General features: G+C 60.7%; 12 protein-coding genes. 9 read left to right on the top strand and 3 right to left on the bottom strand.

Translation table 11 applies throughout. From position 1 onward, the window contains the following. Positions 1 to 110 precede the first annotated feature (110 nt). From DVJ77_RS13685 to DVJ77_RS13675, 3 genes are all read right to left on the bottom strand, one after another. The gene (locus DVJ77_RS13685; protein WP_114846048.1) at positions 111 to 455 is read right to left on the bottom strand and encodes a hypothetical protein; all 345 of its coding nucleotides are present in this window, start codon (positions 453 to 455) and stop codon (positions 111 to 113) included. 368 nt (positions 456 to 823) lie between these two features. Then, positions 824 to 1,270: an RcnB family protein gene (locus tag DVJ77_RS13680; RefSeq protein ID WP_225427991.1), complete on the bottom strand. Its 447-nt coding sequence runs from the start codon at positions 1,268 to 1,270 to the stop codon at positions 824 to 826. A gap of 218 nt (positions 1,271 to 1,488) precedes the next feature. Further along, a complete protein-coding gene (locus tag DVJ77_RS13675) occupies positions 1,489 to 2,403 on the bottom strand; it encodes an AraC family transcriptional regulator (RefSeq protein WP_225427990.1) in 915 nt (304 codons plus the stop codon). 697 nt (positions 2,404 to 3,100) lie between these two features. Here DVJ77_RS13675 and DVJ77_RS13670 point away from each other — a divergent pair. The 9 genes from DVJ77_RS13670 (at position 3,101) to DVJ77_RS13630 (ending at position 11,419) form a co-directional block, all read left to right on the top strand. Further along, positions 3,101 to 3,277: a Flp family type IVb pilin gene (locus DVJ77_RS13670; protein WP_114846047.1), complete on the top strand. Its 177-nt coding sequence runs from the start codon at positions 3,101 to 3,103 to the stop codon at positions 3,275 to 3,277. Between the two features lie 173 nt (positions 3,278 to 3,450). Next, a complete protein-coding gene (locus tag DVJ77_RS13665; protein ID WP_162791486.1) occupies positions 3,451 to 3,993 on the top strand; it encodes an A24 family peptidase in 543 nt (180 codons plus the stop codon). Continuing rightward, the gene (locus DVJ77_RS13660; RefSeq protein ID WP_114846045.1) at positions 3,990 to 4,517 is read left to right on the top strand and encodes a TadE/TadG family type IV pilus assembly protein; all 528 of its coding nucleotides are present in this window, start codon (positions 3,990 to 3,992) and stop codon (positions 4,515 to 4,517) included. Before DVJ77_RS13665 ends, DVJ77_RS13660 begins: the two co-directional genes overlap by 4 nt. Positions 4,518 to 4,550: 33 nt before the next feature. After that, complete coding sequence (cpaB, locus tag DVJ77_RS13655; RefSeq protein ID WP_114846044.1) at positions 4,551 to 5,579, top strand: Flp pilus assembly protein CpaB; 1,029 nt, start codon at positions 4,551 to 4,553, stop codon at positions 5,577 to 5,579. Between the two features lie 17 nt (positions 5,580 to 5,596). Beyond that, on the top strand, positions 5,597 to 6,901 hold the full coding sequence (locus DVJ77_RS13650; RefSeq protein WP_380039263.1) for a type II and III secretion system protein family protein: 1,305 nt from the start codon (positions 5,597 to 5,599) through the stop codon (positions 6,899 to 6,901). 11 nt (positions 6,902 to 6,912) lie between these two features. Next, the gene (locus DVJ77_RS13645; protein WP_114846042.1) at positions 6,913 to 8,202 is read left to right on the top strand and encodes a CpaE/TadZ family protein; all 1,290 of its coding nucleotides are present in this window, start codon (positions 6,913 to 6,915) and stop codon (positions 8,200 to 8,202) included. 42 nt (positions 8,203 to 8,244) lie between these two features. Beyond that, positions 8,245 to 9,552: a TadA family conjugal transfer-associated ATPase gene (locus DVJ77_RS13640; protein WP_114846041.1), complete on the top strand. Its 1,308-nt coding sequence runs from the start codon at positions 8,245 to 8,247 to the stop codon at positions 9,550 to 9,552. Further along, entirely contained in the window at positions 9,549 to 10,478 is a 930-nt protein-coding gene (locus DVJ77_RS13635; protein WP_114846040.1) for a type II secretion system F family protein, read from the top strand. Before DVJ77_RS13640 ends, DVJ77_RS13635 begins: the two co-directional genes overlap by 4 nt. Beyond that, positions 10,475 to 11,419 (top strand): type II secretion system F family protein, encoded by a 945-nt coding sequence (locus DVJ77_RS13630; protein ID WP_114846039.1) that lies wholly within the window; start codon positions 10,475 to 10,477, stop codon positions 11,417 to 11,419. Before DVJ77_RS13635 ends, DVJ77_RS13630 begins: the two co-directional genes overlap by 4 nt. Positions 11,420 to 11,422 lie beyond the last annotated feature (3 nt).

Here is an 11,422-nt window from a genome sequence, read left to right as displayed (position 1 = left end):
GTGATACCCAACATCGCGCGGCGTCGGTTCGCTTGCGCTTATATAAGTTAGGTTGAATGAAGCGAACCCCTACGTAGCGCCACGTTGGGGTTCGCTTTGCTCACCCCAACCTACAACCGCATGACGCCTAATCCATGCGTGGCGATGTCGTGCATGATCCAGGCAAACATGGCGATCAGCGGGACCCATATAGCGGTCATGGTGACGGCAAAACTATTGAACGCGCGCTGTCGCCCACGCTTTGCCAGCGCACGTAGCTTGAGCACCACCGCAAGAATCAACAACGGTAGAAGCCACAAGAAAATCGCCGCGAGGCTGTGCGCCATAAGGCCGCCAGCCAGCACGGACCCGTAGATCACGACCAATACGGCACTGATGCCGACAGCAGCCATGAAGCCTTCGAAAAGCGTACTTGGATCAGCCGTCGCCGGGCCAATGGGGGAAGTGTCATTCATGAGAAATCGGTGACCCGGTCATTGCGTTTGGACAAGCCAAGGCAGCCAGATCAGCGCTGCTCACGTAGGTTGGGTTGAACGCAGTGATACCCAACGTCGCGCGGCGTTGGTTCGCTTGCGCTTACGTAGGTTAGCTTGAACGCGGTGATACCAACGTAGCGCAACGTTGATTCGCTTGCGCTTACGTAGGTTAGTTTGAACGCGGTGATACCCAACATCGCACGGCGTTGATTCACATGCGCTTACGTAGGTTAGTTTGAACGCGGTGATACCAACGTAGCGCAACGTTGGGGTTCGCTTTGCTCACCCCAACCTACGCCCCAACGCTCACTTTAACCAACGCCGCCTCGTCGCAGGGGCAGCTTTTTTTACCGACCGTTGAGTATTTCGACAATGACACCGGTGGTGATGGCGATCAGCACGAACTCGCCATCGTTGTCGCCGCGAACCCAACGATAACCGCGGCGCGGCTCGTGCAGATGGTAACGAGCGTAGTCGTCGACGTAGTACTCGCGGACCCGGTACTGCTCCGGCAGTCGCTCGCCACGCTCATAGTGCTTGTCCCAGCCGCGATGCCGACCGTTGTCGTGCCGGCCGTAATCCTCGCCACGACGGTCATCATCGTCCCGGCCGTGGCCGCGATCCTTGTCGTGCCCATGGCCGCGGTCATGATCGTTGCCGCGATCGTCATCGCCTCTGCCGCGGTCATGGCCATAGTCCTGCGGTGAAGAGAAGCCCTGCAGTGGAGTGGCCAAGGCAGGGACCGAAAGTGCAAGCATCGACAACGATGCAATTGCGATGAGGGCGCGTTTCATGCCGGATCTCCAGGTGTTCGAGGTAATAAGCCATGTCGTATTTTGCGGCAGGCAGTACAAGCCTGCACGAAAAGACTAGAAGCACGAACCTGAATGACGACAACCAAAAAATGGTTGCCTGAGAAGACATGCTTCGGGCATTCAGAAACCAGGATCGAAGGGACCGCCGATACCGCGTTGGCCGTCATTTATATGGACATAGCCCGGAGCGCGCCGGGTCAGGCAACCGACATCGCGTCGATAGGCGGCGCCCGCATCAAGGTGTCCCTGGGCAACTCGCCGAACACGCGCCGATAGTGATCGGCGAAACGGGACAGATCCCAAAATCCGCAGCTCAGCGCCACCGACTTCACCGATCGCCGGCTGGCGTCGGACATGCTCAGGCTTCGGCAAGCCGTGCACAGCCGCAACATGGACAGATAGCGGTTCGGCGAAAGGCCCAGCAGATCCTCGAAGGCGTAGCGCAGCGCACGTTCGCTCACCCCGGCCGCATTGCACATTTCATTGTTGTAAATGTCATGGCGCATATTGGCGCGCATAAATTGCTCGGTGCGCTGCACGATCAAATAATGAGTACGACGCCCGCGCGAGCATTGCGGCCGGTCTTCGGCCGATGCGGACAAGCCCGCCAGCAGATGGCTTTCCAATAAGGCGTTCGCATCTTCGTCCAGCAAGGGCGGCACTTCGGCCGGAAGGTGATCGAAGATCAGGTGCTGGCGGATCCGTTCGAACTGCGTATGCAGCTTCAGCGCCGATGGCTCATCGGACAAATTGAACAGCGACAGCAGCCGTGTCGGAATTTCGCCCTGATGAGGCACCAGCTCGACCAGCTTGCGTTGCAGTTGCTCCAGCGGAATCAGCATCACGGTGATCTGGCTGCCGGCACACAACATGAATTCACTGATGCCCTCGGGCAAGATGGTGAAGGCCATGCCCGATCCAAGCGATGTGCCATGGCACCAGCTACCGGCGGGGGTGTGGTGGATATAGCCAAGCAGGCACCAGTCTTCCGGCAATACAAAGCGCCCGCGGAAGGGGAAATCGATTTCGCCGCTGCAAAAGATCGCCTCGTTCAGCGCATGCGAGCCAATGGCAGCCCTTGGGCCACTGGAGCCCAACAACACCATTTCCATCTCACAGATCCTGAGCATCCCGCTAAGGGAAATCAGGTTACATGCTCGCAAAGTGCCGTCACTTTTGGCTGCCATCATGCGCCAAGCCCCCCTGCGCGACGAGTCCGCACACCCTTCAACAGGGTCTACGGGTCCCTACTGGCCGTAACTACTTTTTTTGCTTACACGTCCCCACGCGAACACATTTATATATCAGACGTCCTCTCACCGACACTCATAATCGGCAAAACAGGTGTATAAGCAGAATACGCGACATGAAAATGTGATGTAAATCACTTTAATATTGAACGGTATTGCCGTTTTTGTGCATTGTGTCACCACGTGGAAGGTGAGACTTGTGCCTAACAACGGTCAGAATTAATGCGTTCTACCGGTTGCAGGGGGGACATCATGGACGTCGCAATAACTACGGCCCATCGGCCGGAGTACGGGCTGCCGCATTTATGCAAGGCTACTCCGTTAGCCCGCGCTTCTGTGCATTGCGCTTATCCCACCGATACATTCCAGCACCACTGGAATCCACTGAAACCAGTTGATCCGGCTTCAGCACTGGCCTGGACGGGCGTCCTGCGCCTGCTCACCGCAAGCTCTGAATCAAACCGCCACGCCCTTTATTTCCTTCGAAATAGAGGTGTGAAGGTGATGTGTAGGCAAAGGTAATTCATGAGGCTTTGGCTTCATTTAAAGGAGGCGTGCAATGAATACGTTCACATCCATTCGCAAGTTTCTGACTGAAGAAGACGGCATTACTGCACTGGAATATGGAATTCTTGCAGCCATCGTGGCAGGCATCATTGTGGTTACGGTCGGGCCGCAGCTTTCAACCTTTTTCACTACCCTCTTCACTTATATAACAACAAAAACTGGAATATAGCCGCTGACTGAAGGTCAACTGGCGACCTTTATTCAGCCTCCAGGCGCTAACTAAACCCGATAGCACAGCGACTCGGGCGGGATAACTCATTCCGATTTAATCGATCCAAATGAGTTACCAACTCCCGTAATTCGATGTGCTTGAACTGATGGGTTATGGATGGAAATCCACTGATGCCCGCTCCTTTACCAGCACTGGCCGTACTGCTATGCACCTTCGTCATCGCCAGCGACCTCTATTCGCGGCGAGTGCCTAACGTGTGCCTGTTGGCAGCGCTGCTGTTGGGAACCTGCTGGATGGGAATGAGCTGGGTGCGGGGCGATGCCGGCCCACCGTGGCCGGCATTGTTCGGCCTGTTGCTGGGGCTGGCGGTGTTTTTGCCGATGTACGCCTTCGGCTGGATGGGCGCCGGCGATGTGAAGCTCTTTGCTACGTTGGGCTTTTTGCTCGGCGCCAAAGCATTGCTGCCGATCTGGATCATCGGCAGCCTGCTGGCGGGCATGCACGCCATGGCGATACTGATGTCGCGTTACTGGCTGCGCCAGGCCACGACCGCAGGGGATGGCACGCCAACCTGGTGGACGACCTCGCCGCTGGGGCGACGTATCGCATCGGCCCGCCAGGGGCGACAGGGATTGCCGTATGCCGCCTATCTGGCTATCGGTGCGTTGATGACGGCGTTCGTTCCAGCGTTGTTGTATTGGCCAAAGCCATGAACACCGCAAACCGCCGACATCGCTCGTATGTCCGCTCGCTAGCACGCAGCGTGCGCCGGCAACGCGGTGTGGCGGCGATCGAGTTTGCGCTGGTGTTCCTGTTCGGCATGCTGCCCCTGCTCTTAATCACTTTTTCCGGCGTATTGATTTTCGCGGCCAAACAATCGTTGACCCTGGCCGCCGCCGAAGGGGCGCGCGCCGCACTGCATTACGGCACCCAGGCCCAGCGCGAGACCTATGCATGCCAGGCAGCGCAGAGAGCGATGCAATGGCTGCTGACGTTCTCCGGCGAGACGACCGATTGCACTGCCCCGCCGGCGCCAGGCGGTACCTACGCTCCCATCACGGTCTCCGTGGAAACCGCTTGCCCGAGTACACCGACGCTGCAGTGCATGACTGTGCAGACATCCTTCGATTACGACAACCACCCCTTTATCCCCGGCACTGCCGTGGTCTACGGCTGGCTATTGCACGAGACCCTCAGCAGTTCGGCCACTGTCCAACTCGACCTTGTAGGGAACTGAGGGCCTGTCGCCCTCAACCCGGAGACCTTACCGATGCAGAAAATCACCCGCATCGTCGCTCTGCTGCTGGTCGTCATTGCCGTGTTGCTGGCCCTGCTTGCCTTCGGCCTGGGCCGTCGCGCGATAAAGCCGGCCGACACACCGGTGGCTGTCAACGCCACGGCAGCGCCCGACCCCAAGGCGACACTTACGACGGAGTCGTCGATGGTCGTGGCCGCCGATACCTTGCCTGCGGGCCAACCGATTTCGCCATCCTCGCTGCAAGTGGTCGGTTCAGCGCAGCGCCCGCCTGCCAGCTATGCAAGCGTCGATGCCGTGGCCGGCGAAGTACCGCTGGTGGATGTCCCCAAAGGAGCCGCCATCACGGCCGGGCTACTCGCGCATGGCGTGGCGTTGGCGCTGCGGCCCGGCGAGCGAGCGCTGGCCGTGCCCGTCGACGAACTGGCGGGTGCCGGCCATCGGATATTTCCAGGCGATTACGTCGATGTATTTCTCAGCTTGAAGGACACCCAGCCCGCCGGCATGAATACATCTAAAGAAGACCAGACTCAAACACGCTTGCTGCTATCGCGCCTGCGCGTATTGGCTTATGGCGAACAGGATCTACCCGCTGCGCCGCCGTCGGCGAGCAAGCAGGCCAACTCGCCCCGCCCCGATCAAGCCTCGACCAAGTCCGCCAGCAACGGGCCGCAACCACCGCGGACGGCGGTATTGGCGGTTCCGGTGGCCGAAGTCGACCGGCTGCTGCTGGGTGCGCAGAACGGCAAGTTGGCCTTGGCGCTGCGTCATCCCAGCGATGACGGCCAACCGAACGATACGTTGTTCACGCAGCCATCCAGTGTGTTGGCGCCGCTGACCAGTCTGACCAGCGAGCAACAGCAGCTACTTGCCTCACCGGAGAATCACGCCTACGCAGGCATCGATGGTCCGGGACTCAGCGGCCGCTCGATCGGCACGGTACGCAGCGGCACCTTGCATCGCAGAAGTACCGCGCAGGGCGTAGAGATCATCCGCGGCACGCCAAGTAATGCGGCCAGCGCCACCGGGAACCACCCGCTATGAGGCCACGGATACCCGCCATGACTTTTCGTGCACTGTGCAACCTGCTCTGCGCCGTCGTGTTGACGATGATGATCGCCGTTCCCGTCACGGCGGCCGATGGTGCGGATATCGTCCTGCAGACACACGAACAGCGACCGTGGAGCTTGCCTTCCAGCGTCGAGCGGGTAGCTATCGCCGACCCCAGCGTGGCCGATCTAATCAGGATCAAAGGGCGAACCCCTTATCTGCTTGTCGGCAAGCAAGCGGGACAGACCACCTTGCTGTTATGGCATCGCGGCCAGGCCTCGCCGCAGCGGCTACTGGTGCAGGTAAACAGTGCCATCCAAGCGCAACTGCAGACCGGCAGCGGCGCCCAACTCGCCATCCAGGATGGCAAAGCATTGCTACATGGCAGCGCGCCTACCCTGCTCGACCACGAACAGACCCTGGCCGCGGCGGCTGATGCCACCGGCGGCAAAGGCACGGCAGTCACCGACGTATCGACCGTCGCCAGCGGCGGCGTGGTGCAGGTGGACGTGAAAGTGGTGGAGTTCGATAAAACGGCGATGAGTCAGATCGGCCTGAGTTTCAAGGCCGGTAATAACGGTTTCAACTATGGCTTCACCAGCCCGACGAACCAGGGCCCGAATGGCGTCATTTCATCGGCCTTCAATCTGGTCATGAGCCATGTAAGCGCCAACGGAAAACATTTCTGGAGTAGCAATGTCGACATATTGCAAGGCGACGGCCTCGCCCGCGTGCTGGCCGAGCCTACCCTGGTCGCGCTGTCCGGCCAGAGCGCCAGCTTTCTCGCCGGTGGCGAACTGCCTATTCCCGAGCCACAGGGATTAGGCACCACCACCATCGTCTACAAATCATTCGGCATCGGCCTCACCGTCACCCCAACGGTACTGGGCCCCGACCGGATCGCCTTGAAAGTCGCGCCGGAGGCAAGCGATCTGGATTACACCAATGCGGTGGTGATAAGCGGCGTATCGGTGCCGGCCATCACCACGCGCCGCGCCGACACCACGGTGGAGCTGGGCGATGGTGAAACCTTCGTCATCGGCGGACTGGTAAGCCAATCCATCAGCAGTCAGATCAACAAGATTCCGCTGCTCGGCGACATCCCGATTCTCGGTGCGTTTTTCCGCGACCTTCAATACAGCCGCAAAGACAAGGAGCTGGTGATTATGGTCACGCCGCATCTGGTGCAGCCGATAGCTCGCGATGCGGTGCTGCCGCTACCCGGACAGCGCGAGGCAGAAAACCACCTGCCGGTATGGGGGGCCTGGCTGCTAAGCCCGGCCGGCTCGGACCAACTGCCGGGATTCTCCCGCTGAAGGGGCGCATCATGCCGACAACCGCCTCCATATCACCTATCAGCAAGCTGGAGCCCGGCGTGACTCTGCTGTTCTATTCGCCCGACGAAAAGCGCGCGCAACGACTGGCCGCCCGATTGCGGAGTCTGGCCAGCGTGCATTGGGAAGACAGCCGGATTTTTTCGCCCGAACGCTGGGCGCAACAGCAGCAAGGGCAACGGCTGGTATTGCTGGACTACGCCCGCGATAACGCCGATGCCTCGACGGCGCTGGCCCATCAACTGAGTGCATTGACACCCGATATCCCCTTGCTCGGCGTCGGCTCCACGGCTGCCGACCGGGCCACTGGCGTGCTGGCCGCGTTGCGTGCCGGCGTGCGTGATTTCGTCGACATGGATGCCACCGATGAGGAAATCCGCACGCTGCTCAATCATGTGCTGCAGCCGGCAACGCCTAGCTCGAAACACCCTGCAGCCGCGCCGCGCAAGCGCGGGCGACTGATGATTCTGCTCGGCGTCAGACCGGGTGTCGGCACCAGTACGCTGGCCGCGCATCTGGGTGTACTGGCGATGCCGGCGATCACCGCCATCGATGCCGCCACCGATACCACCTCACCGCAGGCGCTACTGCTCGACCTTGGACATCCCGCCGGCGACGCCGCGCTTTACCTCGGCCTGGCCGGCGATTTCCACTACGGCGATGCGCTGCGCCATGCCGACCGCATCGACCCCACCTTGATCCGCACGGCATTGCCGCATCACGCCAGCCACCTGGCGCTGCTTTCGCAAGCGCCGGATGCGCCCGAGCCGCTCGCCGACAACATCGAGGCAAGCGTGCTGATCGATCGCCTGCTGAATATTTCCAGCCTGTTGTTATGCGATCTCGGCGGCCAGCCATGCGGGCAGATTCCATCGAGCCTGCTGCGTGCCGCCGATGAGATCTGGCTGATCGCCGATCAAGGGATCGCCTCGGTGGTATCGCTTAATAGCTGCCTGCGCCAGCTCGAACAATTGCAGGTGCGCGACCAGCGGTTGTCGTTGATTATCAATCGCCATGATGAAGAATGCGGTATCGGCGCCCGCCAGATCGCGGATCGCTTTGAATTGCCGCTGCTGGCTACCTTGCCCGATCGCGCCCACGCGCTGCGTACCTGTGCGAATCAGGGCTTGCTCTTGCATCAAACGGCGCCGCGCGATCCGTATATCCGCGCGCTGAGCCCGCTGCTGGCAAAACTGCATACCGGGCCGCAACCGCACGACGATTCGCCCACCTGGAAAAAACTCATCCGTCGCGCAGGAGGCTTTCGATGGAAGACACCATGAATTTAACCGGCTTACCTGCCTGCTGCGCCGCGGAGTATCGATATGTCCACCACTCACGCTGATATACCCAGCATGCCCTTCGAACACACTCAGCAGTTTCACGACGTGCTGGCGGCCGCGCACGAATTTCTGCTGAACCGCATCGAGGACCAGCACCTCGATATCGGCTCGTGGACACAAGACGTCGTCGTCCACTATGTCGATACCGAGACGGCGAGTTTCGTGCAGGAGTGGCGCATTCCGATCAACGAAGCGGAGATGCGCAAAGTATCCAGCGCACTGGTCAAGGAACTGACAGGTTTCGGCCCCCTGGATGATCTGCTGCTGGACCCGGAAGTCGAAGACATTCTTATCAACGGCTATCAAGACGTATACGTATCGCGCGGCGGCATCCTGCAACGCGAAACCGTACGCTTCAGCGATAACCGGCACCTGTTGCGCATCGTGCGCCGTATCCTCGCGCCATTGGGCCGCAGACTCGACGAATCCAATCCGATGGTCGATGCGCGGCTGCCCAATGGCGGCCGCCTGAACGCGATCATCGAGCCGCTTTCGGTGACCGGGCCAAGCATATCCATCCGCAAGTTCCGCAAGGATCCCTTCACACCGGACGACCTGCTGGCGCGCGGCACCTTCGATCGTCCGATCCATGCCTTGCTGCAGGCTGCCGTGCTCGGGCGCTGCAACATCATGATTTCGGGCGGCACCAGCTCGGGCAAGACCTCGCTGCTTAACGCCCTGGCCAGTTTCATCCCGCATAACGAGCGCGTCATTACGGTAGAAGACACCGCCGAACTTTCGCTCAATCACCCGCATGTGGTGCGGCTGGAGAGCCGCCTGGGCGGATTCGATGGCGGCGGCGCGGTGAGCATTCGCGACCTGGTGCGCAACAGCTTGCGCATGCGGCCCGATCGCATCGCGGTCGGCGAGGTACGCGGCGCCGAGGTGCTGGAAATGCTGCAGGCGATGAATACCGGCCATGACGGCTCGATGTCCACCATCCACGCCAACTCACCGCGCGATGCGCTGTATCGGCTCGAAATGCTGTCCGGCTTCGCCGGCTTTCAAGGCAGTGAGACCAGCCTGCGCCGACAGATCGCCAGCGCGCTCGACTTCATCGTCCAGATCGCCCGTCTCGGCAGTGGCCGTCGGGTGATCTCATCGATCACCGAGGTCACCGGAGTCAGCGACAACATTATCGCCACGCAGGAAATGTACCGGCACGAAACCTTTGTCGACATCAACGGCCGAGAGCACGATCGCTGGCCTGGTTTAGGCTTCCATCCGCACACGCACAAACTGGAGTCGTTCCGCCAGTTCCTGCACGATGCCGGGGCAGCATTGTCATGATTCAGGCACTGGCATTGCTGAGCCTGACCTTGCTGTTACTGGCCGGCGCCATCGAGCTGTGGTGGGGCAGCGCGGCTCGCCAGCAGCAGCGCAAGAGCATGGCGCATATCGAACACAGCCTTGCCGGTACGCCGCCCCTGCCAGTGCCCGCCATCGCGCTCGCTCCAAAAACCCCGCTACGCAAGCGCGGCGAACAGCACCTGGACGCGCTGCTCCTGCGTGCTGCTTTGCCGACAGGCTGGCGCATACCCATCATGCTTTTGCTGGCCGGCCTTGCGCTGGTACTGGCGGGATGGTGGCGCATCGGCAGCATCCTGGCCGTGCCCTTGATGCTTGTCGTGTATGTCGCCGTGGTCTGGCTGTGGCTACGCGCGCGCATCGAAAAGCAGCAGAAGCAAATACTGCGGCAGCTACCGGACTTCCTTGATGGCCTGGTGCGCATGGCGAGCATCGGCAACAGTTTGCCGATGGCCTTTCAAGCCACGACGACCTCAGTGCAGATGCCGTTGCGCGCCGTATTGGACCGCACCATGCAATCGGCGCGCAGCGGGCTGGATCTGGACCGCGCCTTGCAACTGGCGTCGCAACCGTATCGGGTCGAAGCGCTGGAACTTCTGCACGTGGTGCTGGGTACAGGCATGCGCATGGGCGGTCGCGCGGATCAGATTCTGCAGCGCATGAGCGATTTCATGCGCGACCTCAGTCATGCGCGGCAGGAGCTGCACGCCATTACCTCGGAAACGCGGCTATCGGCGTGGGTACTCGGATTGCTGCCGCTGATCGTGGCTGCCTTCATGACGTTGTGCAATCCGACTTTCTTTATGCCGATGTTCACCCATCCGCTAGGCCATAAATTGCTGCTGATAGCGCTGGCGCTGGAGTCGGTCGGCGGCTTCCTGCTGTATCGCCTGGCCAAATCGCTATGAGCGTCACGGTGCTGTTTGTGCTGGCCGTACTTGCCCTGGCATCGGGCCTGGCGCTGTTCGGCGTCAATGCGTTGCAGCGATCCCGCCACGATGCACAGCAAACACGGGTGATCGATCGCGCACTGCTGCGTCAGTCTGGCGGACATGGCAGCGCCGCCGCCGATAGCGGACGGGCACTGTGGCGTCGCGGACTGGACAGCCTGGAATCGATCGGCCGCCGTTTTGAAAACGGCCGCATCGGCCACATCCTGCTGGCGCCGGAAGATCGCCTGCTGCTCGAACAAACCAACTGGAACACCGCCACCGGACGCGCCACCTTTCTCGGCATGCGGCTGGTGCTGGCATTGCTCTTACCGGTATTGCTGGCTTTGTGGTATCGCGCCGACAGCGCCAAGACGATCGTCGCGCTGCTAAGCGCGCTAGCGGTGGGCCTGCTGCTGCCCAAATTCGCACTCAACGGCTGGGCTAACCGCCTGCGCAAACGGGTCGAGGACGAATTGCCGCTACTGATCGATCTGCTGCGCCTGCTGCAAGGTGTCGGCTTCAGCATGGATCAGAGTTTGCAGACCATTGCAGAGCGCTTTCAAACCGTATTGCCGGTGCTGGGCAGAGAGCTTCGCGATGCCAACGCCGCCTATATTCACGGCCGCCCGCGCGCGCAATCGTTGCGGCGCCTGGCCGAATCGTTCGGCAATCACGATCTGCAGAGCCTGGTGCAAATCATCGTGCAGGTACATGAGCACGGTGGCGCGGTGCAAGAGCCGCTGCGCCAGTTCGCCGAACGCTTGCGCGAGCAACGCAAGATGAGCATGAAAGAGAAGACCGGCAAGCTTTCGGTGAAGATGACCGTGGTGATGATGGTCACCCTGCTGCCTGCACTGATGTTGGTATTGGCGGGACCGGCGGTGGTCTCGTTGATCGGCACGATGGCGAAATTCTAGGGG

The organism is Dyella tabacisoli, assembly GCF_003350925.1.
GTDB classification, from domain to species: domain Bacteria; phylum Pseudomonadota; class Gammaproteobacteria; order Xanthomonadales; family Rhodanobacteraceae; genus Dyella_C; species Dyella_C tabacisoli.
This window is presented reverse-complemented; position numbering and strand designations above follow the sequence as displayed.